Genomic DNA, 23,431 nt, shown 5'->3' on the forward strand with positions numbered 1-23,431 from the left:
CGCAGTTTTTCAAATAAACCTCTTGAAAGTCAAAGAAGGTCAATGTATAATGGTATTACAGTCGAAGGTCAAAGATAGTCAGATGGTTTGGAGTTACAAAACATCTGGCTTTTGATTGAGCAACTTGATTGAAAACATCAAAACAACGTTTTACACTGTAAATATAGTCAAAGATAGTCAAAGTCAATGAACACAAATTCATCGACTAAAAGAGGAGGAAAAATCCATGAAATGTCAAAATTGTGGTGTTAACGAATCCAGTGTGAATCTGGCTATGAATATTAACAACCAGAAAATGCAGGTACATTTATGTAATGATTGTTTCCGTGAAATCCAGGGCCAAATGATGAATTCCAACGATTTCTTTAAAGGTGCTCCATTCGACAATAATGAATTTAATAATAATGCTTTCGGAGCGAATGGAAACAGCCAGACGGGAACAAAAACAAAACAAAAAACGAAAAAAGACGATGGTCTGCTTGACCAGTTAGGTAAAAACGTCTCTGATGAAGCCAAAGCGGGGAATATCGACCCTGTCATCGGCCGTGATAAGGAAGTTAAACGCGTCGTTGAAACACTGAACAGGAGAAATAAAAACAATCCGGTTCTGATCGGTGAACCCGGTGTCGGTAAAACAGCGATTGCTGAAGGGCTCGCACTGAAAATTTCTGAGGGCGCTGTGCCGGCAAAACTGATGGATAAGGAAATATATATCCTTGATGTGGCATCCCTCGTCGCAAACACGAGCATGCGCGGTCAGTTCGAAGAACGCATGAAACAGCTGATCAGTGAACTGCAGGAACGTACAGAAGTCATTCTGTTCATCGACGAAATGCATCAGATTGTGGGCGCAGGTACTGCGGAAAGTTCCCAGATGGATGCAGGCAATATCCTGAAACCAGCACTTGCACGCGGGGAAGTCCAGATTATCGGCGCGACAACACTGAAAGAATACCGTCAGATTGAGAAAGACGCAGCGCTTGAACGCCGTCTGCAGCCGATAATGGTCAAAGAGCCTTCACTGGAAGAATCCGAACTGATTCTTCATGGCATCAAAGACCGTTACGAAAACTTCCACGAAGTCAGATATTCCGATGAAGTGGTCCGTGCATTCGTCACATTATCAGACCGTTATATCCAGGACAGATTCCTGCCGGATAAAGCGATAGATCTGATGGATGAAGTCGGATCAAGATTGAACCTTTCAAATGCCGAAAATGATTCAGGTTCAATCCAGCAGCAGCTCGATAAGATCGAAAGAGAAAAAGATGAAGCTGCAGACGAGGAAGACTATGAAAAAGCGGCACATCTAAAATATCAGCAGCTGCAGCTTGAAAAACAGCTTGAAAAGGCAGAAGACGATGAACAGACAGTCGAAGTGGATGTCTCCGATATCCAATTGATGGTAGAAGAAAGAACGGGTATTCCTGTCACTAAGCTTCAAGCGGACGAACAGCAAAAAATGCGGGACCTTGAAGGCAACCTGGGATCAAAAGTCATCGGTCAGGAAGAAGCGGTCGGCAAAGTGGCCAAAGCAATCAGACGTTCACGTGCCGGTCTCAAGTCCGAATATCGCCCAATCGGTTCATTCCTGTTTGTCGGACCGACAGGTGTTGGCAAGACAGAGCTGACAAAAGCATTGGCTGAAGAATTGTTCGGTACCAGGGACTCACTGATTCGGCTTGATATGAGTGAATATATGGAAAAACACACCGTATCTAAAATCATTGGTTCCCCTCCAGGCTATGTCGGCCATGAAGAAGCGGGACAGCTGACAGAAAAAGTGCGTCACAATCCGTATAACATCATTCTGCTGGATGAGATTGAAAAAGCACATCCGGATGTACAGAACATGTTCCTTCAGATTATGGAAGATGGTCATCTGACTGATTCTCACGGACGTACAGTAAGCTTCAAGGAAACAGTCATCATCATGACAAGTAACGCAGGTACAGGCGTGAATACTGCAAGTGTCGGTTTCAATCCGGACAGGCACGAATCCGTGAAAACACTTGATAACCTGAGTGAGTATTTCAAGCCGGAATTCCTGAACCGTTTTGACTCCATCATCAACTTCAATGAACTTTCAGAAGGAAATCTGCGGGAAATCGTCAACCTCATGCTTGCTGAACTGGAAGAAAGAATCGAAGAAAATGATATATCCATCACGATCACAGACAGTGCCAAGCGTGAACTGGTCAGTCTCGGTTATGACAAACGATTCGGTGCCAGACCGCTGCGCAGAGTCATCCAGGACAAGATAGAAGATCAGCTGACTGATCTGATCCTTGAAGAGGAAGATCTGCAGCAGGTAAGAGCCAAAGTGCAGGATGGCGAAATTAAAGTAGTCAGAGCATAGAACTAAAAGTCAAGCCGGCGCTGGGTCAAATGATTTGACCCAGCGCTGGCTTTTTTATACTAAAATTTCTGCATTTTTAAGTTTATTAACTATTTGGCAGGGTATGGGTCGGGATACAGGAAGGTTCTCTTACTAAAAGCCGGTAATTAGACAACAATAGACACTACATTGAATATAGAGATACAAAATTTTTGATAGGAGTGTTTATAATGGAAGATCTTTATCCGTCAAGACAGAATAATAAACCGGAGATTTTAAAACGCAAGGATCCTGTGATTCACACAGATCGGTCCAAAGATAATCAGGCGCCGCTTTCCAAAGAACAGCTTGATTCATATGAACAAAATGGCTTTTTGCAGATTGAAAATTTCTTCTCTCCGCAAGAGGTCACCGATATGCAAAACGGCATTTTTGAACTGCAGGACTCCACTAAAGACGTGAATTCTGAGAAAGTGATTCGTGAGCCGCAAAGTGAAGAAATCAGATCTATTTTCCATGTGCACAACGATGACAGCTATTTTAAACAAGTAGCCAGTGATCAGCGGCTGCTGGATATCGTAAACTACCTGCTTGGCAGCGAGGTTTACGTCCATCAATCTCGAATTAACTATAAACCAGGGTTCTCAGGCAAAGAATTTGATTGGCATTCGGACTTTGAAACATGGCATGTGGAAGATGGAATGCCTCGGATGCGGGCGGTCAGCCTGTCGATTGCCTTATCCGACAACTATACATTTAATGGGCCTTTAATGCTTATCCCTGGATCCCATAAATATTATGTCAGCTGTGCTGGGGAAACCCCAGATGACAATTACAAAGAGTCATTGCAGAAACAAAAATTCGGTGTACCTGATCATGACAGCCTGCGCTGGTTAGCTGATCAGGGCGGAGGCATCTCTGTACCCACAGGAAAAGCGGGTTCCATCACCTTATTTGAAAGCAATACCATGCATGGATCAAGTGGTAATATTACACCGTATAGCCGCAACAACTTATTTATGGTATATAACAGCGTTGAAAACCAATTGGTCAGACCGTATTCAGGCGGCAAAGAACGTCCTGAGTACATCGCTGTACGAGAAGGTGCATCTACGTTAAGCGGCAGCAGATAAAGAGTTGAAAGTAAACTTTCCTGATATAAAATTACTGGCAAATAAATTTGGACTGCCCCGGGCTGAAATGTATGATGCCTCCGGGGCAGCTTTTTTAATTTCTGCGGGTGTGATTGATATCTATCTAATCTCTTTCTCAAAAATCTTTCGATCGAAGGAGGTGAACTGTTCAACACTGTCCTCCGTGATGCGTATAGATTCTGTAATGGATACGCCGAAGTCTTCGAACCATATGCCCGGCATCAGATGAAATGTCATGTTCGGCTCGAGTATGGAACGGTCATCCGGTCTGAAACTGATGGTGTGCTCTCCCCAGTCCGGCGGATAACTCATCCCGATTGAATAGCCGATTCTGGATTTTTTCTCATAGCCGTGTCTGGCGATTGTATCACTCCATATATTATTCACATCTTCCGCCGTGATGCCGGGTTTCATGTGACGTAAGGTTTCATTGATCCCTTCATCCACAACTTTGCCGACTTCCAGCACGAACTCAGGCGCTTTCCCCAGCGACATTGTTCTGGCCATCGGCACGTGATACCTGTGCTGGCAGCCGGCAATTTCAAAAGTGATAATGTCCCCTTCTTTGTATCGTTCTTCCGTCCATGTCAGATGGGGACTTGCTGTATGTCTGCCGGCAGGCATCATCGGTACCATGGATGTGTAATCACCGCCGAATTCTTCGTTGCCGGATATTTGTGTATGGGTGATTGCGGCGGCGACATCATTTTCCCTGACACCAATATCTGCAAGGTCATAGGCCTTCTGCATGGCGTCTTCGACAATTTGGGCAGCATTTCTCATATAGCTGATTTCTGTCTCCGTTTTAATGACTCTGACCCAGTTCACCAGACCGCTGGCATCTTTGAATTCTGCATTGGGCATCCCATAGTTCATGCGTTCCTGACATTTGGCTGTATAATAGAATGCATCCATTTCGACTCCGATTTTCTTTCTGCCTTTCCCCCGCCGGTTCAATACTTGAGCGATGAAATCCATCGGATGACGGATAGTGGATTGCACGTATTCGTCAGGATAGTAAATAATGCTGTCGTTTTTCATCCAGGTGGTCAGCTCGGCCCCCCGTGCATCCATGCCTCTGCCGATCCAGAGCGGCTCTTCTTCGTCAACAAACAGGATGACCGCCTGGTGCACGTAGAAACTCCATGCATTATATCCGGTGAGGTAGCACATGTTTGAGGGATTGGAAACGACCAGCACCTCTACACCATATTCGAGCATCTTCTGTTTGGTCTTATCATTACGCATTACATATTCTTCAGTGGAGAACATCTATATCTACCCTCCTAATCATTCAGTATTTGTAAAGCAGATTCAAGATCTGCCTTTAAATCTTCAAATTTTTCGATTCCAGCTGAGTAGCGCACCAGACTCTCCGCGATTCCGAGCGCCTTAAGTTCTTCTGAAGTGGACTCCACATGACTCGTCGTATAAGCGGGCCCGACGGTCGTCTCAACAGCGCCGAGATTGGCTGCCCGGTTGGCATATTCCAATCTCGGCAGCACTTTTTTAACTGTCTCCATGCCGCCATACAGTGAGAAGCTGAAGATACCCCCAAACCCTTTCATCTGCCTTTTGGCAATTTCATGGTTCGGATGGTCAGGGAACCCTGGATAAAATACTTCTGAAACTGCCGGATGCCCAGAAAGGAATTCAGCAATCCTTCCCGCATTCTCAGTCTGTTTCCATACTCTTAAGTCCAGCGTTTTCATCCCTCTGAGCATCATGTAGGCACCGAAAGGATCCATTGTCGCCCCGTTGATTTCCCGGTAGTGGAAGACCTGTCCCACCAGATCCCTGCTGCCGCATACCGCGCCGCCAAGCGCATCCGCATGCCCGCCCAAAAATTTCGTCGCACTGTGGATAACCAGATCTGCGCCGAGATCGAGGGGGTTCTGCAGTATGGGGGTTGCAAATGTGTTGTCCACCACGAGAAGTGCGTTATTTGCTTTTGCTGTTTTGGCGATTCGTTCAATGTCAGTGATTTTCACCGTCGGGTTCGTCGGTGTTTCCAGATGTACAATTTTACATCCCTTACTGATTTCTGCTTCCAGTCCATCATGGTCCCCGGTTTCACAAAGTGTGACAACGATGTCCAGTTTCGGCAGGAACTCATTGAAAATTCTGTTTGTTCCGCCATAGGTGTCCTTGATGCTGACGACCCGGTCTCCGGGGCGCAAAAAGGTGTGCATTGCGGCACTGATTGCCGCCATTCCAGTAGAAAAACTTGTGGCTGCTTCAGCACCTTCCAAATCTCTGATCTTGTCCTCAAAAGCGGCCAGCGTCGGGTTGGTATTCCTGCCATAAATATGCCCTTTCTCATTACCGAGCGCGACCTGGTACCAAAGGTCCAGATCATCATAGTTATAGGTGACACTATTGACGATCGGCACCTGGCTGGCACCATGGACTCTGTACGCCTTCTCCCCTGCCCAGACAGTGTTTGTGGCTGGATTCACTTTCTTTTCCATAATTACCGCACATCCTTCCTCATATCTCATAATGAAAGCGCTTACATATTATACGAAAATAAAAAGGGTGGTACGGATATCTATCCCCTTTAAACGTATTATAACATCTTACCGGCAAAAGTTTCATCTATAATAATCTAAAATAACAAAAAATCTGAAAATGATGAATGATACGTTGGAGACGGGTGTATTTATCCCCGTCTTTTTCTGAAGAGAAGCAGTATTTGCGAAATGATGGCCAGCACCGGCAGCTCAATCAGCGGCCCGATGACAAGCACCAGTGCAACTAGCGGCTGGTCCACAAATGCGGTGACGGCGATAGCCAGCGCTACCGGAGAGTTACGGGCAATGATTGTCATGTTGAGGCTCACCGTATCCGCATACGAAAAATTCATTACTCTGCCCGCAGTCTGTGCGACGATAAAATTAATGATGAAGAAGAGCAGGACCGGTATCATCATGATGAAGAGAACTTCGGGATTATTCGTCAAATACGCGCCCTGTGAGGCAAACATGGCCGTGATGGCCATTGTCAGGAACAATATCTGCGCTGATGAAAAGAACGGGATGAGCTTGTCTTCGAGGAGATTTTTCCTATTCTTGAACAGCAGCCGGGTTAGATGAGCAATTATAAATGGTAAGAAAATTACGAGCACAATGCTTTCCAGCACCGTGTTAAAGGGAACGGCTGTAATCGTGCCTGAAAAGATAAGCAGATAGACCGGCAAAAGCAGAATCTGAAGGATAAAGTTGACCGGCAGCAGTGAGGCGGATAACGGGACATTGCCGCGGGCCACAGCAGTAAACATCAGATACCAGTCTGTACACGGGGTCACCATCAGCATGATGAAGCCGATCCACAATGCCGGATGATCGCTTAGGAATATTGCACCGAGGGCCCAGGCTAAAAGCGGTGACCACACAAAATTAATGAGTGTACTCGTGCTGAGGAATTTGATGTGTTTAAACGCATCCTTCAGGTTCTGGATAGGGATGGTTAAAAACAATCCGTACAGCATCAGCAGTATGAAAGGGATAATGAAGGCACCGGCATTTTGTTCAACAACGGGGAGCTGCCCGAGTAACAGACCCATGCCAACGCCGGACAGGATGATCAGCGTCTGGAATTTTTCCAATATATTCATAGTGAAGCTCCTATAACAGCATGGATGTATTGCATTCTTTCCCATTATATATCTAATTCTCGCTTTTGATAAACAACCGGTTTTTGCTGATAGACAAACGGTCTGCAAACAGATATTCTTATGGAAAATGATGGACTCGGGGAGACGGGATAATATGGACCGGAAATCATTGATCAGGAAATTTGATAAACAGGCAAAAAAGTATGACGCACGACGTGAAAAAGATAATACTTACCGATTCAGAAAACGCATTTTCCCAGAAGCTGAAGGGCATGTTCTGGAGGTGGCTGTCGGCTCGGGATATAACTTTGCCTTCTATAGCGAAGTGTCTGAGCTGACCGGGGTCGATTTCAGCGGGGAAATGCTGAAAGCGGCTGCTGCTGCTTCAAAAGATTACCCTTTTACAACGACGCTGATACAAGCAGATGTGGAGTCGATGGCCTTTGATGCAGACAGTTTTGATACCATCGTCTCTTCGCTCAGTTTTTGTGCATACCGGGAACCGGCGAAGGTATTGGAAAAATTCCGGAAGTGGTGCAGACCGGAGGGTAAAATCCTTTTGATGGAACATGGCATCAGCTCCAATAAATTTCTTTCCGGCATCCAGAGACTGGTTGATCCGGCAGCAGTTATGATTGTGGGATGCCATCAGAACAGGGATATCAGCGGTATTGTCAAGTCCTCACGACTGAATATCCTCAGGGAAGAAAGATATCTGGCAGGCAGTATGTATCTGATATGGGCTGAAACGGACAGTAGGTAAGTTCAATCGTTTGAAACCGGGCGCTGCTTTGGATATTCTGGATAAAGAAATGTTTTTATGTTCTGAAAATTAACTTTATATTAAATTCCAGGAGGTCATCATATGTCTGAAGACAGTCTTTATCAAAAATCAAATCTCGAGCGTTTGCCTGAAATGTCCAAACTCGCCCCGGATGCATTCAAAAAATTTAATGCCTTTGATCAGGCGGCGGTTGCCGACGGCGTCGTCCCGCAAAAGACGAAAGAACTGATTGCGGTGGCGTCGGCCCACGTCACCGGCTGCCCGTACTGCATTGATATCCATGTAAACAATGCTAAAAAACTGGAAGTCTCAAAAGAAGAAATATCAGAAGCGATCATGGTGGCGGCGGCACTTAAAGCAGGTTCCGCCATGGCGCATGGTGTCAATGCGCTCCAGGCATATGACGGTGAGAATGAGGAACTTTACCAGAAATCGAACATCAAGAGACTGAGTGAATTCGGGGAACTGAGTCCGGATGGATTCAAAGCATTCAATCAGTTTGATAAAGAGGCGATGAAGCCCGGCCTGATCAGCCAGAAAGATAAAGAGTTGATTGCAGTGGCAGTGGCGCATATCACCGGCTGCCCGTACTGCATTGAAATTCATACTAAAAATGCTAAAAGCCTGGAGGTCTCCCGTGAAGAAATGGCCGAGTCCATCATGGTGGGGACTGCATTGAAAGCAGGTTCAGCTTTTGCACACAGTGTGAATGCAATGGAATCGTATGATGCGTAACTGTGATCCTGTCAGTTGCATTTGAAAGGAGATTTAAATGAGACGATGGTTGTTCACCTCCCTTATGGCAATGTTTATGCTCATATTGTCTGGATGTGTTCCGGGAATGGGAAATGATGAGGATGAAGGCGATCAGCAGCAGACCATTGATGACACACCCCAGCAGCAAAATGGGCAGAATTCGGAAGGTACAGAGGAAGAATAGTAATATAAAAGCTGCCTGCATCTGCAGGCAGCTTTTATATAATGTGACTGACCATATTGAGGAAAGTGAGTTTACAGCTGTCTGTGAATGGGAAAGGTTAAGAAAATTGTAAGTTGAAAGGAGTGCTTTATGAAACGCTGGATATTTTTAGCTCTGATTGCAGCACTTACACTGGTTCTGGCAGCATGCGGCACAGGCGAGAACGGCTCTGAAGAAGATTCCGGCAGTTCGGAAAATACAGAGGAAGGATCTTCGGGCGGAAGTTCTGAAGAAGTGGAAGTTTCCATGCAGAATAATGACGGTGAAGAAACTGCAACCGCGACATTGACTGAAGATGACTCCGGTGTAAACATTGCATTGGAAGGTGAAAACTTGTCTTCAGGTGAAAAAGGATTCCACATACACAATAGCGGTGCCTGTGAAACACCGGATTTCCAATCAGCAGGAGATCATTATAACCCGACGGATGCCAATCACGGTTTTGATGACCCGGACGGCCCTCATGCCGGTGATTTGGAGAATATCGAAGTGTCTGAAGATGGCACTGTAAGTGCTGAACGTACAGCAGATATGGTGACGCTCGAAGAAGGTCAGGACAATACACTGTTTACTGAAGACGGTACAGCGCTGGTTATCCACTCAGAAGCGGATGACTATGAATCCCAGCCTTCAGGTGATGCAGGGGACAGAATTGCCTGCGGTGTGATTGAACAATAACCGGTAATCAAATAATGACGGGTCCGCCTGCCACTCAAAGTGGCAGGCTTTCTAATGAATCAGATTCTGATGAATAACCGATGTTTGATGATAAAATTGAGATATAAAGCAGGGAAGGACAGATCTATGAATGTAATGAAGAAAGATCAGGCATTTCGTATAGGGACAGGTTTTTTCAGTGTTGAGAGATACCGGCCGGGATTGATCTTTGAAAATGGCAGCAGTGATGACTGGGCTTTCGGTCCGATTGCGCTGATCGATCATGCCAGACTTAAAAAAGGTCTGAAGATTAAAATGCATGAGCACACGAATGACGAAATATTGAGTTACATCCACACAGGTGAAATGCTTCATGAAGACTCGGATGGCTCAAAGGTTTGGGTGAGTCCGGCCCGTACAATGATGATGAATGCCGGTGACAGTTTCTATCATCAGGAATCCGCAAAATACGGTGATGTGGATATGCTTCAGGTCATTATCAGACCGCGCGAAGCAGATATGTCCCCAAACGTGCAGTTTGCTGAAAGAAAGATTAAACAGACCGGCGAATGGCACTTAGTTGCAGGGCCCGGAGAAATTGATCCCCCGCTTGAAATCCGCCAGGCAGTTGTCGTGTATGACGCCCATGGTAAAGCCGGACAGCAATTGGAATTGCCCCGTTTCAACGGTATGACACCTTTCCTCTATATGATGGAAGGCAGGGCGGAAGCGGACGGCAGCGTACTTGAAAAAGGAGATGCAATGTCAGGAGAAGCAAAAACGTTTCCGATTCTCAATCTGGTTGAAGACAGCATTGTTGTATTGTTTCTTGCGGACCTCGGGGCAGAGATGACTTATGCAGGCAGTTTCAGTGGTCCGAAAAATGAAGCGGACAAGCGGGCAGATCTCCCATTTATGTAATTTAGACCCCGTTAGCGGATGCATTCCGTTAACGGGAATTTTTATGGTTAAAAAAGATTGAATGTAAAAAATGTATGTGTTACATTATCCATCGTGACTCAAAAGATACTTAAGGTAAATGAATAGTCATTCGGGGTGAGATATTGGCAGGGAGAAAAGAAGAACTGCTCGATGCTGCAATTGATCTGTTTCAGAGAAATGGGTTTCATGCAACATCTGTCGAGGATATTACAGAAGCGATTGGAATATCCAAAGGCGGTTTCTATAAACATTTTAAATCAAAAGAAAGTCTGGTTTTGGGGCTGCTGAATCGTTTTTATGAAGATATGCTGGAGAAATCCGAGCATCATGTCAAAGCGCTCCAGGGGGACGCTTTACTGGTTCTGAAAAAGAAGATTACGATTGAATTGGAACAGTTGTTTGACTATCACTATTTCTTTCATGAAATCAGGAATGATGCCTCTCTGTCGAACGAAGTTGACGTACAGACAGCCCTGGGGCGCATCATTGAAATGATACAGGAATGGCATAGGCAGGCACTTTTTGCAGCATTCGGCACGAAGCCTTTAAACTATATCAATGATCTTTCATTAATGATGGAAGGAACGATGCATTTCTATCTGATGACAATCATCTGGTCGGATACTGATCTGCCGCTTGATATGGTTGGAGATTTCATAGCCGAGAGTCTGCGGGCGATCGTGAATAACGATGATGCATTGCAGCCGGTGCTGCCGAAATTGATGGACGAAATGAAAGATGGAGAAAATCTGCATCTTAATATGGTCGAAGAGCTAAAAGCACATCGTGAAACACTCGATTTAGCAGAAGAGAAAACAATCCAGACCTTTGATTTACTTATTGAAGAACTTATCCAGTCCCGGCCGAGGGAATTCCTTGTGGAAGCATTATTTACCCAGCTGAGTCAAATACCGGAACTAAAGAGAAAACTGACTTCCATTATCATTGAATGGGAAGTGTGGAAGGAGAATATAAATGAATGACACTTGGGATCTGCCCATGAAACAAAAAGTATTGATGATCGCAGCGCTCCTCATCGGAGCTTTCATGGGCATTACGAACGAAACGCTGCTGGCAACCGCACTTCCTTCGATACAGGATGCCTTTGGTATCACACAGGGAGAAGTACAATGGATGACCACAGCATTCCTGATGACGAACGGTATCATGATTCCGATATCCGCCTTTTTAATTGAACGCTTTTCAACGAGAGGACTGTTCCTGACTGCAATTGGATTATTTGGTGCCGGCACAGCCATTGCGGCTGTCGCCCCCGTGTATCCGATCCTGCTGTTGGGCCGCATTGTCCAGGCATCGGGATCGGGCATTATGCTGCCGCTTCTGATGACCGTCCTGCTGGCAGTGGTCAGTGTTCATCGACGCGGGACTGCCATGGGTATGATTGGTATCGTCATCGCGTTCGGCCCGGCGATCGGGCCGACTTTATCAGGGTTTTTGCTGGAACATTTCTCCTGGCGTTCCCTGTTCATCACCGTTCTGCCGATCGTTGCTGTGACATTGACTGTCGGTGCATTGTTCCTGAAGAATGTCACTGATTTGAGGAAGCCTAAAATCGATGTTCTGTCCATTATTCTGTCGTCTGCAGGTTTCGGATCTTTCCTGTATGGTTTCAGCATCGCTTCAGAAGAGGGATGGACAAGTCCGCTTGTACTGACTGCTGTTATCGCGGGTGCACTCATTATCGGATTGTTCATCAAGAGACAGACGATACTGCAAACGCCGATGCTCGAATTCAGAGTGTTCCAGTTCCGCATATTCACATTGGCCATCATTATTACAATGACTGTATTGATCTCCCTGATCGGTGCTGAAACACTGCTGCCATTGTTCATGCAGAATGTCCTTGGGTTTACACCGCTTCAGTCCGGACTCGTATTATTGCCGGGAGCGGTGGTAATCGGACTCATGTCGCCGATTACCGGGCGCCTGTTTGATATGTACGGTGCCAAATGGCTGGCGCTCAGCGGCCTTGCTGTCGTGACTGCAACGACATTCATGTTTACCCAGCTGTCATTGGAAACCTCATTCCTGTATATGACCGTCGTGTTTGCTGTCCGCATGTTTGGCTTGTCATTGGCCCTCATGCCTGTAATGACTTCAGCATTGAATCAGCTGCCGCCGAAATGGTATGCACATGGCTCCGCTATGGCCAATACACTGCAGCAGATTGCAGCCTCCATCGGTACAGCGATTCTTGTCACACTCGTCGCGATGGGCGCGGCAAATTACGCACCGGCCTCTGGTACCTCGCCGGAGATGGCGGCACAGTTGGCACAGGTTACAGGATTCGAATGGGCATTCATGGGAAGTACAATCCTTTCCTTTATCGCATTTATACTCGCCCTGTTCCTGCAGCCGCCCAAAAAAGAAAAAGAAATTGTCAGCCAGATTCACTCACAGGAGTTCAGTCAATAGTTATGAGAGTGAGAACAGCCAGCAGAACAAAGTTCTGCTGGTTGTTTTATCGTCTTTTCATTTTTTCATTGATGATAGTTTCTCAGAGCAGTTCATGAGACACTTTTCCATCTTGAGTTTCGTTGATATATGTTGTCCCCCGTTATTAATCAGCAGTATGAAATGTAAGGTTTTAATTTATGATTTAATTTTATGAAAGTTAGATTATTTAATTTGAAATACATACATAAAATTGTCATAATAAAATTAAGTACTGATATTATCGTTCTAATTATTATGCGTTAAATGTCCGAAATATAAGGGGTTGATATGATGAATGCAGAAGTTACAACAGATGAAGCACCAAGAACATACAGGGAGGCGGCACAGCAGATTGTCCCATTTGGTATACTCATGGGACTGTTTACAATTGCCTACTCACTCTGGTTTGGTGCGGCATGGGGGGCAGCCGGCTGGATATTGACCATTGTAATGTTAGCGGTGGCTTTTTATCTGCTCTGGAAAAACTATAAGCATCTGCAGCATTTAAGACGTTTCAAATTATACAGAAGTCAGGAAGGCAGACGGATCAGCCAGTCTATGGGGCTGCTGATCGGTATCGGGAGTGCGATTGCGGTCATAGTGATTGTCATGCTCATCTCCTATGAGCTGGTACACTTCATACTGCCGTTCCTGTCACTTATGGTCGGCGTCCATTTCATACAGCAGGCCTCAATCACCACGCGGAAAATCGATTATCTGGTTGCACCGCTGCCGATTATCTCCAGCTGTATCGCGTCATATTATGCATTCCAGGCAGATACGACCTGGATGATGGTATTTGCGATTGCGGGAATTGGCGGTGCAGCGGCTTCAGTAATCTATGGTTTCTATCTTACAATGAGATACAGGAAGCTGGCTGAAGAAAGCGGCGTCGAAGCTCCATAAAAATTGTATCGTATATTTATGGCCTCAATCACTCATGGGTGATTGAGGTTTTTTGCCTGAGAAATGTGGTAAATAGTAACAGCATCAAAAGTATGGAATTGAAGGGGATAACTATATGGTGAATAAAGCGCTGTCTAAAGACACACAGGAGGCACTGCTTCAAACATTGAAGAAGCGTTTTGACCAGCATGCATACAGGCATGAAGGGATAGAATGGACTCAGGTTGAAAAGAAACTCGGCGGAAATCCGGAAAAATTATGGTCGCTGAATGAGATGGAGCGGACCGAAGGGGCGCCTGACGTTGTGGCATACGAGGCGGGTGAATACATCTTCTATGACTGTGCACCGGAAAGTCCGAAAGGCCGGCGGAAAGTATGCTATGATCGTACGGCTCTGGAAGCAAGGAAAAAATATAAACCGGAAACCAGCGCCATGGATATGGCAGAGGAGATGGGGATTGATATGCTCGATAAAGGGCAGTATAGATACCTGCAGACGCTTGGGGTCTTTGACAAAAAGACATCAAGCTGGATAATGACCCCGCAGAAAATCCGGAACCTCGGGGGCGCACTCTTCTGTGATTACCGTTATGATACCGTCTTCACTTATCATAACGGGGCGGATTCATACTATGGTGTGAGAGGATTTCGCGGTGTATTAAAAGTGTGAATTGAGCGCATATTAAACGCAGATATGACAAATGTCATGCTGAATTGCTGACATATTACTCTGCACCCGCAGCTGTCGGTAAGCTATACTGGAATCGAATAGATTACTGAAAAGAGGGTCAGGGTATGACGAAACAAAAGCAAGCACAACTCAGAAAAGAAGTGATGCCATATGCAAAGTCACAGACTAAAGCGAGCATCATCCAGTTATGCAATACAATCATCCCGTTCTTTGTATTATGGTTTCTGGCCTACCAGTCATTAAGCATTTCGTTTTGGCTGAGTTTGCTGTTCAGCGTGGGTGCCGCCGGATTTATGATCCGGACGTTCATTATTTTTCACGATTGTGCCCACCATTCTTTTTTCAAGGATAAAAAGCTCAACAATTTCATTGGTACATGTACAGGCGTGATTACACACTTCGCTTATAACCGATGGAAATATGAACATCAAATGCATCATGCGACAAGCGGCAATCTTGATAAAAGAGGTATCGGAGATATCTGGGTGATGACAGTACAGGAATATAAGGAAGCCGGCAGATGGAAGCGGCTGCAGTATCGCCTCTACCGCAACCCGGTCATTATGTTCGGACTGGGTCCCCTGCATCTGTTCCTGAGTGCCAACCGTTTTAACCGTAAAGGGGCGAAACAAAAAGAACGGATGAACACCTATCTGATCAACCTCATACTTGCAGGCATTTACTGCCTGATCGGATTTGGGCTGGGCTGGCATGTGCTTCTGATGGTACAGCTGCCGATCCTCTATATCGCCGGTGCGATGGGGATCTGGCTGTTCTATGTCCAGCACCAGTTCGAGGATTCCTATTTTGAAAATGAGTCTGAATGGGATTATGTGAAAGCGGCAGTTGACGGCAGTTCCTACTATAAGCTCCCCAGGTGGCTCGAATGGATGACGGGCAGCATCGGTTATCACCATGTCCACCATCTCGTGCCGAGGGTGCCAAACTATAATCTGGAAGCAGCTCATGAGAGTACACCGCCGCTCCACAGAGCAACGACAATCACATTGAAGACCAGTCTCGAATCAGTGAAATTCCGGCTGTATGATGAGGAATCCAAAGCATTCGTCACTTTCAAACAGGTGAGGGACAGGCTCAGGAACACTGCGGCCAGCTCCCATACAACCTAGAAAAGCGGATAGACAATCCCCCTGGACTGAAGGGGGATTGTTCGTGTTTTACAGACGAAAAAACTGTTACAATACGTTCAAGGAATAACGAGAGGCGGTGGTGATATGCGGGAATGGTATCATATATTCCCCAGGAATACCGGGCTGAGTCTGTACATCTGGATCATTTTCTGTGTGCTTCCTTTTTACTTCATATTCCGTTCCAATTCATTGGGTGAAGTTGTGTTCGGTATCATCGTTACGCTTCTGTTCTTTGCGGTATTCTGGCTCACGTTCAATACCCGGGGGCCTTCGATTTATATTGGCATCAGCCTGGAATTTTTGATCAATATTGTGATGACGATTTTGTATGGATATGTGTATTTTGCGATATTCATTGCCTTCTATATTGGCAGTATCAGCAGCAAAGCAGGATTCATATCCATGTATGTGATCCATCTGGTGAGCACTTCAGGCGCGATTCTGACAGGGTTCTTCTATAACTATCAGCTGTTTTTGGGACATCTGCCTTTTCTGATCATGACGGTTCTCGCTGTCATTCTGATTCCGCTGAATAAACGGAACAGGCTCCGGCAGGAAGCACTGGAAGATCAGCTTGAAGATGCCAACCAGAAGATTTCAGAACTCGCCGTTGTTGAAGAAAGGCATCGGATCGCCAGGGATCTGCATGACACCCTTGGGCAGAAGCTGTCGATGATCGGCCTGAAGAGTGAGCTGTCGGCCAGACTTATCGACAGGGATCCTGATCAGGCAAAAGCGGAACTGAGTGATATACAGAGTGCATCCAGGCAGGCGTTGAATGAAGTCAGAGAGATGATCAGCGATATGAAATCAGTGAATCTGAGTGACGAAATCAATCATGCCAGTACGTTGCTCAGGGCCGCCGATATAGAACAGGATATTAATGTTGATATCGATATAAAAGATCTGCCGGTTTTGATAGAAAATGTACTCAGTATGTGTTTAAAGGAAGCGGTCACCAATATCGTCAAACACAGCAGAGCGGGCACATGTATCATTCATTTCACGGAAACAGACAAAGAAGTTCTGCTGAAGGTGTCTGACGATGGGGCCAATCAATCAAAGACGCCCGAATATGGCAACGGTCTGCTCGGTATGAGGGAAAGACTGTCCTTTATCAATGGCAGTATACATGTGTTCAGTTCCAAGGCAGGGTTTGAGATAAATATTTCCGTACCTAAAGTATTAAGACAGATGGAGGAGGTTTAGCATTGATCCGTATCGTCATTGCAGAAGATCAGAATTTACTGCTTGGGGCGCTTGGCTCGCTCCTTGATCTGGAGGAAGATATGACAGTGGTCGGTAAATCAGGCAACGGGCGGGAAACCATTGAACTTGTGGAACAGGAAGATCCGGATATCTGTCTGATGGATATAGAGATGCCGATAATGACAGGTTTGGAGGCAGCTGAAAAGCTCAAAGGGGCCCGGAGCGAAGTCGTGATCCTGACCACTTTTGCGCGGCCCGGCTATTTTGAAAGGGCCAAGAAGGCAGAAGTCAGCGGATACTTGTTAAAAGACAGTCCGAGTGAAACGCTGGCAAATTCGATCAGACAGATCGTTAAAGGAAAACGGATATATTCTCCGGAACTGATCGATATCGCATTCGAATCCGGCAATCCACTGACACACAGGGAGATTGAGATTATCCAGCTGCTGTCATCGGGACGTTCCACCAAATCAATTGCCAAAGAACTGCATCTGTCAAACGGCACCGTCAGGAATTACGTATCCATCGTACTTGAAAAACTTCAAGTAAAGAACCGTATAGAAGCCATCAGCAAAGCACAAGAAAAAGGCTGGCTGAAGTAGTGCCTGATAATAATTAATCTGAAAATAACGAAAAATCAAGGGGATAACTATGATTAGGGAAATAAACAAAAATGAATCACTGCCAATGGCACTCTTGCTGATAGCTGATCCTGCTGAGGAAATTGTGAGGGCATAAGTTTCGAGGGGCAAAGTGTATCTGTTAGAAAAAGCCAGCAGGATAATCGGGGTGTATGTCCTTGTGCCCACACGTCCCGAAACACTCGAACTGATGAATATTGCTGTCGATGAAGATTACCAGGGCCAGGGGTTTGGAAAGCAGATGGTTGAACATGCAACAGCCGCCGCAAAAGAACAGGGCTATAAGATCATGGATGTCGGGACTGCAAGCCTGGGGGTGGAGCAATTGATGTTCTACCAGAAGTGTGGATTCAGGATGACATCCATCGATCATGGTTTTTTCGTGAAACACTATGATGAATCCATTATTATTAATGGTATCCTTCTCAGGGATATGGTCAGACTGTCAATGGAACTGTAATCGGACATTTAACCAGTGAAATTCCTATGTCTCTCACAGCTTCTCCCCTTTTTTATAAGAGCTAGGGCAGTCAGTACAAGTCTATTTATTTACATATTCATAATTTTCTAAATATGTGGTACGCTGTAACAAGGCTTGTATATGAAAATAGGTATCAATTGAATGCTTTAACGTTGGAAACAAGATGGGAGAATACTTTACATAGGGGGAAGAAAAATGTCAAATAACGAAGAGCTGGACCGCGCGACAGGGAATACATCGATTAAAAGGTTGTATTTTCGTTTTGGCGTATTCGGTGCAGCAGTGCCTTTAGTATTTTTCGTAATATGGGCAATTACGACCAGTGTGCTTCAGCTGTCATCTGAAATCGGGCTGGTGTTAGGTGCCGTCATCGGTTTGACGCTCGGCCTGCTGATGTCAAAGAGCAAGTGGGCGGACTATGCTCAAGGGCTGTTCGACGGGCTGGCGCAGCCTGTCGGGGTTATCGCGATGGTGGCATGGTTTTATGCCGGTATGTTCGCGCAAGTGCTCCAGGTGGGCGGTTTAGTTGAAGGGCTCGTCTGGGTCGGCGGTATCACAGGTTTAACCGGCGGGTTATTCGTTGCGTTAACATTCCTGCTCGCCTCCGTCTTCTCAACAGCGGTGGGCACAGGATACGGGACGACCGTCGCTTTTTGTACGCTCATGTTCCCGGCAGGTGTTGCGGTTGAAGCTGATCCGGTGATGATGTTTGCGGCAATTTTGGCTGGTGCAGTGTTTGGTGATAACCTGGCACCGGTTTCTGATACCACGATTGTTTCTGCAACCACGCAGGATGCGGATGTGCCGGGGGTTGTTCGCAGCCGTTTCAAATATGCGATTGTGGCAGCTGTGCCTTCAGTGATCTTATTTGCTATATTTGGCGGTGGCGGGGGACTTGCCAATGTTGATCAGGCAGCGATCACTTCGATGATTGATGAAACGAACCCAAGCGGTCTGGTGATGCTGGCTCCATTCGCTTTAGTACTTATATTAGCATTATCCGGCCATCATTTGATCACTTCCCTGACATGGGGAATTATTTCCGCTATACCACTGATTATCATTTTAAACCTTGGAACATTCGGGGACATTATCCGTTTTAATCCGGAGTCTGATGCCGTTGTTGAAGGTGCCCTAATTGAAGGTATTTCGGGTTATGTGAATATGGCGATCCTTATTCTGTTGATCGTTGCTGCTGCCCACTTGCTGAGATTGGGCGGCACGATGGATGCCATAACGAAAGGGCTTATAAAGTGGATCGGCAAATCTGTGCGTAAGGCAGAGGTAGCCATGTGGGCCATTGTTGGATTGCTGAATAGTGCCATTACCATTAATACAGCGGCTGAGATTGCTGCTGCGCCATTCGTCAAGGAACTGGGTGAGAAATACAAGATCCACCGGTACAGAAGAGCGAATATGCTCGATGCAGTAACCTCCGCACTGGGATATATTTTCCCTTGGGGCGCACCGGTGTTATTAGGGTATTCTACCATCCAGACAATGCAGGGGACTTATGAATGGCTGCCAATCGTTAATCCCACAGAAGTGTTCCCGTTCGTTTTCCAGGGCTGGATCCTGGTAATCGTCATGCTGATCGCAGCACTTACAGGATGGGGGCTGCGCTTTGAAGGTAAAAACGGAGAAGAATTAAGAGAACCGCCGCAGGATGAGTAACTTTTAAGAGCGGAGATCGATAACGCTGCATGAAGCATTTTATTTAATATTTCAGCTCCATCGCAGGATATTTGTGAACAGTAAGTTCACGATTCCTGCGATGGAGTTTTTTGTGTGCTTAAAATGGAGTGTTTCTACGTATACGCTGGCGGTTCCGCTTATCTTCGGTCGTAATTCGAGTGTACTCAAAAAATATCGCGTTCTTATCCGGGAAAAACGAAGCGCATCGCACAGATGCAGTGCGCCAGGTTTTATAAAAGTCTGTTTATTTGACCGAAAATTCTGATTTGGTTATGATAAAGGCAATTGAACGTTTACTAAAAAATGGTTTTCATGCAGTCACAGTATAGGCAGTTACAATGTGATTCCAAGCCTTGAATGAGGCTTCTAATATCATTTAATCATTCATGAAAGGAGTATTTTTGTGAGTAAGATTAATTTGGATGTTGCAAAGAAGATAATTGAAGGTGCGGAAAAGGAAGCTTCTGATATCGGGGTGCAGATGGTCATTTCAGTTTATGATGAAGGGGCGAATCTGATAGCGACACATCGTATGGACGATGCATGGATTGCGAGTGTGGATATCGCCCAGAATAAGGCATGGACGGCTGTTGCGCTGAAGATGCCGACATCAAATCTCGAGGAAGCGACGGTGCCGAACGCTGAACTTTATGGACTGAATACAACAAATCAGGGGCGTATTGTAGTATTTGGCGGCGGTATACCGCTTGAGAGGGATGATAAGGTCATCGGAGCAGTCGGTGTCTCCGGCGGCAGCGTTAAGCAGGATGTGCAGGTGGCAGAAGCGGGATTAAAAGTGTTTGAACAAACCGATTTATAATACGCAGTAATCAATACTGCTAGGAGGGGTATAATGGCAGGAAATCGAGGCGTTGTTTACACTGGAGCAGGAAGCGTGGAAGTGCAGGATATCGAATATCCGGAACTGGTTCTAAAAGACGGGCCGGGCGTACCTAAAGCAAATGTCGGGCGTAAATGCGAGCACGGCGTTATTCTAAAAGTCATTACGACGAATATCTGCGGCAGTGACCAGCACATGGTGCGCGGCCGTACGACAGCCCCCGAAGGGCTGGTGCTGGGGCATGAAATTACAGGTGAAGTGATTGAAGTCGGCCGGGATGTCGAGTTCGTCAAAAAAGGGGACGTTGCATCTGTGCCATTCAATATTGCTTGCGGCCGTTGTGTGATGTGCAGAGAGCAGAAGACACATATCTGTCTGAATACCAATCCGGAAAAACCTGGTGCTGCGTATGGTTATGTGGACATGGGCGGCTGGGTTGGCGGCCAGTCAGAGTATGTAATGGTACCGTACGCTGATTTTCAGCTGCTTGTGTTCCCGGATAAGGAATTGGCAATGGAAAAGATATTGGATTTGACTATGCTCTCTGATATTTTCCCTACAGGCTATCACGGGGCATATACTGCAGGTGTAAAAGCAGGTTCTACAGTATATGTGGCAGGTGCCGGTCCGGTCGGTCTTGCAGCTGCACACGCTGCCCAGCTGATGGGGGCTTCCACGGTAATTGTGGGAGATATGATCGAAGAGCGGCTGAAACAGGCGGAAAGTTTCGGCTGTGAAACCGTCAACGTAGCAAAACATGACCGTCTGGGTGAACAGATTGAACAGATTCTGGGTGTGCCTGAGGTGGATTGTTCCATCGATGCGGTCGGATTTGAAGCCTCCGGTCATGGTGAGGATGCAGGAGACCAGCCTGCAGCTGTGCTCAACAGCATGATGGATATCACACAGGCCGGCGGACAGCTCGGCATCCCGGGTCTTTACGTCACTGAAGATCCCGGTGCACCTGATAAAGATGCCCAGAAAGGCTCTTTGAATGTGAGGTTCGGGCATGGATGGTCGAAGGCCCATTCCTTCCATACAGGTCAGACACCGGCGATGAAATACAACCGTGATCTGATGAAAGCTGTGCTCTCAGGCAGGGCGCAGATTGCTAAGGCAGTTAATGCGACAGTCATCGGCCTGGATGAAGCGCCGCAGGGCTACAGTGATTTCGATAGCGGTGTATCAAAGAAATTTGTCATTGATCCACACGGGTCACTGAAATAATACGCTGTAAACTGAATGAATTGTAATCTGCCCCCCCTTTTTATATCATTATATAAGAGGGGGGGATTAAATGATAAAATGCTTCCTCAGAGAATCAACCGGGAAGTTTAACATTAGAATATAAATGAGGTGGAAGCAGTGACAGACAGTACAGGGCTGATGATAGAAGGCGGAGGCATGAGAAGTGCCTATGCTGCCGGCGTACTGGATTTGTTCCTCGATCAGAATATAGAATTCCCCGCTGTTGCAACAACATCGGCAGGCGCGATCATTTCTTCTTCTTTTATATCAAAACAGCGCGACAGGAATTATGAAATTTTAAAAGCGGTGAGCAGCCATCCTCAGACAATTTCCTTCAAAAGGCTCCTCAGACAGCGTGAACTCTTTAATATGGATTACATCTTCGATAAAATTCCCAGTGAGATTGTCCCGCTAGACTTCAACAGGATTTCAGATTCGAACACGGATTTCCTGATCGGTACGACAGATATCAACACAGGATCCCCTGTCTACTACGATACATATGAGACGATGGATGATTTAAATACTGTTACACGGGCGTCATGTTCTCTGCCTGCTTTATCCCGAAGTGTACTGTATGATAATCATGAACTCATGGATGGCGGCATTTCAAATCCAATCCTTATTGATTCGCTGATTGACAGAGGATATAAAAAGAATGTGGTCATATTGACACGTAACATGGGCTATTTTAAACGGGCAACACAGTTGAATTGGTTATATAAAAAGATGTTTAAAGAAAGGCCGATGCTTGTTAAGTTATTATTTAACAGGCATATCATTTACAATCAGACGATTGAAAAGCTCAAGAAACTGGCAGCTGAAAATAAGATATTTCTTATCCAGCCGGATCTTCCGCTGGCAGCCAGCCGGGTTGAAAAGCGCAAGATCAGACTCAAAGATATATATAATCAGGGTTATAAAGATGCGGAACGTAAATTACCCGCTTTGAAAATGTTTTTAAGCGGAGCCATGGGGAATGAAAAGATTGGAGTAGAAGAAAGGTTGTGGCGCAGGGGAAATCTGTTGGACCTGCCGGAAGAAAGTGCCGGCTTCACCGATTACATGATAAACCAGACGCGTTTCTGAAGTTCAAGATAAAATAATAGTGAGGGGCGGATTTTATGGCTGAGAGAAAGGATCGGTCGAGACTGGTAATAGATGCACCTCAAGAGAAAATTTATCAGGCATTCATCAATAGGGAGGCGTTTGAAACATGGCTGCCGCCGGGTGATATGACCGGTGACCTAAAAACCTTTGATGCAGTTGAAGGCGGGGCATACGAAATGACCCTTTACTATCATGATAATGAAGCAATCGGAAAGACGACCGGTAACAGCGATGCTTTCAAGGGCAGGTTTGTAGAACTTGTTCCCTACCAGAGGATTGTTTTAGAAACAGCATTTGAAACTGGTTCTCCGGCGTTCGGGGGAACGATGAGACAGACTTGGACTCTGGCTGACAGAGGCGGCAGTACGGAGGTTATTGTGGAATGCACGGATGTCCCTTCAGGAATCGATCAGCAGGATCACGAAAGAGGGCTGCTTCTGTCGCTCTACAGTCTGTCAGACTATATGCAAGCGGACTGACGGCAGCCCAGTATAAGCATTCATTATAATCTGGTCCGGTGGCTCCTTTGGA

23 protein-coding genes are annotated in these 23,431 nt (G+C 46.0%); 20 read left to right on the forward strand and 3 right to left on the reverse strand.

The window, feature by feature from the left end; genetic code table 11:
* Positions 1-226 precede the first annotated feature (226 nt).
* Positions 227-2,359: an ATP-dependent Clp protease ATP-binding subunit gene (locus G343_RS0104610; protein WP_020006944.1), complete on the forward strand. Its 2,133-nt coding sequence runs from the start codon at positions 227-229 to the stop codon at positions 2,357-2,359.
* 209 nt (positions 2,360-2,568) lie between these two features.
* The gene (gene thpD, locus G343_RS0104615; RefSeq protein ID WP_020006945.1) at positions 2,569-3,471 is read left to right on the forward strand and encodes an ectoine hydroxylase; all 903 of its coding nucleotides are present in this window, start codon (positions 2,569-2,571) and stop codon (positions 3,469-3,471) included.
* A gap of 120 nt (positions 3,472-3,591) precedes the next feature.
* Here thpD and G343_RS0104620 read toward each other — a convergent pair whose 3' ends face one another.
* The 3 genes from G343_RS0104620 to G343_RS0104630 all read right to left on the reverse strand — a co-directional run bounded on the left by G343_RS0104620 (position 3,592) and on the right by G343_RS0104630 (position 7,108).
* Positions 3,592-4,764: a M24 family metallopeptidase gene (locus tag G343_RS0104620; RefSeq protein ID WP_020006946.1), complete on the reverse strand. Its 1,173-nt coding sequence runs from the start codon at positions 4,762-4,764 to the stop codon at positions 3,592-3,594.
* Between the two features lie 14 nt (positions 4,765-4,778).
* The gene (locus G343_RS0104625; RefSeq protein WP_020006947.1) at positions 4,779-5,963 is read right to left on the reverse strand and encodes a cystathionine gamma-synthase family protein; all 1,185 of its coding nucleotides are present in this window, start codon (positions 5,961-5,963) and stop codon (positions 4,779-4,781) included.
* 191 nt (positions 5,964-6,154) lie between these two features.
* On the reverse strand, positions 6,155-7,108 hold the full coding sequence (locus tag G343_RS0104630) for an arsenic resistance protein (RefSeq protein WP_020006948.1): 954 nt from the start codon (positions 7,106-7,108) through the stop codon (positions 6,155-6,157).
* A 154-nt stretch (positions 7,109-7,262) separates the two neighbouring features.
* On the opposite strand from G343_RS0104630, the gene G343_RS0104635 reads away from it, so the two are divergent.
* From G343_RS0104635 to G343_RS0104720, 18 genes are all read left to right on the forward strand, one after another.
* Entirely contained in the window at positions 7,263-7,871 is a 609-nt protein-coding gene (locus G343_RS0104635) for a class I SAM-dependent methyltransferase (protein WP_020006949.1), read from the forward strand.
* A 102-nt stretch (positions 7,872-7,973) separates the two neighbouring features.
* Positions 7,974-8,627 (forward strand): carboxymuconolactone decarboxylase family protein, encoded by a 654-nt coding sequence (locus tag G343_RS0104640; RefSeq protein WP_020006950.1) that lies wholly within the window; start codon positions 7,974-7,976, stop codon positions 8,625-8,627.
* Positions 8,628-8,664: 37 nt separating this feature from the next.
* Positions 8,665-8,832, forward strand: coding sequence for a hypothetical protein (locus G343_RS15620; protein WP_156823566.1), 168 nt, complete (start codon positions 8,665-8,667; stop codon positions 8,830-8,832).
* A 129-nt stretch (positions 8,833-8,961) separates the two neighbouring features.
* Positions 8,962-9,549, forward strand: a complete 588-nt coding sequence (locus G343_RS0104650) for a superoxide dismutase family protein (RefSeq protein ID WP_020006952.1) — start codon at positions 8,962-8,964, stop codon at positions 9,547-9,549.
* A gap of 126 nt (positions 9,550-9,675) precedes the next feature.
* The gene (locus G343_RS0104655; protein WP_051087877.1) at positions 9,676-10,449 is read left to right on the forward strand and encodes a pirin family protein; all 774 of its coding nucleotides are present in this window, start codon (positions 9,676-9,678) and stop codon (positions 10,447-10,449) included.
* A gap of 143 nt (positions 10,450-10,592) precedes the next feature.
* The gene (locus G343_RS0104660) at positions 10,593-11,453 is read left to right on the forward strand and encodes a TetR/AcrR family transcriptional regulator (protein WP_020006954.1); all 861 of its coding nucleotides are present in this window, start codon (positions 10,593-10,595) and stop codon (positions 11,451-11,453) included.
* On the forward strand, positions 11,446-12,906 hold the full coding sequence (locus G343_RS0104665; RefSeq protein ID WP_026366270.1) for an MDR family MFS transporter: 1,461 nt from the start codon (positions 11,446-11,448) through the stop codon (positions 12,904-12,906). The genes G343_RS0104660 and G343_RS0104665 overlap by 8 nt, the downstream gene beginning before the upstream one ends.
* A 312-nt stretch (positions 12,907-13,218) precedes the next feature.
* Entirely contained in the window at positions 13,219-13,833 is a 615-nt protein-coding gene (locus G343_RS0104670) for a hypothetical protein (protein ID WP_020006957.1), read from the forward strand.
* 115 nt (positions 13,834-13,948) lie between these two features.
* Positions 13,949-14,503 (forward strand): DUF4256 domain-containing protein, encoded by a 555-nt coding sequence (locus G343_RS0104675; protein WP_020006958.1) that lies wholly within the window; start codon positions 13,949-13,951, stop codon positions 14,501-14,503.
* A 125-nt stretch (positions 14,504-14,628) separates the two neighbouring features.
* Entirely contained in the window at positions 14,629-15,654 is a 1,026-nt protein-coding gene (gene desA / locus G343_RS0104680; RefSeq protein ID WP_020006959.1) for a Delta(5) desaturase DesA, read from the forward strand.
* Between the two features lie 105 nt (positions 15,655-15,759).
* Positions 15,760-16,884 (forward strand): sensor histidine kinase, encoded by a 1,125-nt coding sequence (locus G343_RS0104685; RefSeq protein ID WP_020006960.1) that lies wholly within the window; start codon positions 15,760-15,762, stop codon positions 16,882-16,884.
* Between the two features lie 2 nt (positions 16,885-16,886).
* The gene (locus tag G343_RS0104690) at positions 16,887-17,486 is read left to right on the forward strand and encodes a response regulator transcription factor (RefSeq protein WP_020006961.1); all 600 of its coding nucleotides are present in this window, start codon (positions 16,887-16,889) and stop codon (positions 17,484-17,486) included.
* A 151-nt stretch (positions 17,487-17,637) separates the two neighbouring features.
* Positions 17,638-17,985, forward strand: coding sequence for a GNAT family N-acetyltransferase (locus G343_RS14760; protein ID WP_020006962.1), 348 nt, complete (start codon positions 17,638-17,640; stop codon positions 17,983-17,985).
* Between the two features lie 216 nt (positions 17,986-18,201).
* Positions 18,202-19,680: a Na+/H+ antiporter NhaC family protein gene (locus G343_RS0104700; protein ID WP_020006963.1), complete on the forward strand. Its 1,479-nt coding sequence runs from the start codon at positions 18,202-18,204 to the stop codon at positions 19,678-19,680.
* Between the two features lie 424 nt (positions 19,681-20,104).
* Entirely contained in the window at positions 20,105-20,521 is a 417-nt protein-coding gene (locus G343_RS0104705) for a GlcG/HbpS family heme-binding protein (RefSeq protein WP_020006964.1), read from the forward strand.
* A gap of 33 nt (positions 20,522-20,554) precedes the next feature.
* On the forward strand, positions 20,555-21,769 hold the full coding sequence (gene fdhA, locus G343_RS0104710) for a formaldehyde dehydrogenase, glutathione-independent (RefSeq protein WP_020006965.1): 1,215 nt from the start codon (positions 20,555-20,557) through the stop codon (positions 21,767-21,769).
* Positions 21,770-21,907: 138 nt separating this feature from the next.
* Positions 21,908-22,879: a patatin-like phospholipase family protein gene (locus tag G343_RS0104715; RefSeq protein ID WP_020006966.1), complete on the forward strand. Its 972-nt coding sequence runs from the start codon at positions 21,908-21,910 to the stop codon at positions 22,877-22,879.
* Between the two features lie 35 nt (positions 22,880-22,914).
* Positions 22,915-23,379 carry an SRPBCC domain-containing protein gene (locus G343_RS0104720; RefSeq protein WP_020006967.1) on the forward strand — a complete coding sequence of 155 codons (465 nt, stop codon included), beginning with the start codon at positions 22,915-22,917 and terminating at the stop codon, positions 23,377-23,379.
* Positions 23,380-23,431 lie beyond the last annotated feature (52 nt).

Origin of the sequence: Salinicoccus albus DSM 19776 (assembly GCF_000385175.1) — a bacterium.
In the GTDB taxonomy this organism is placed as follows: Bacteria; Bacillota; Bacilli; order Staphylococcales; family Salinicoccaceae; genus Salinicoccus; species Salinicoccus albus.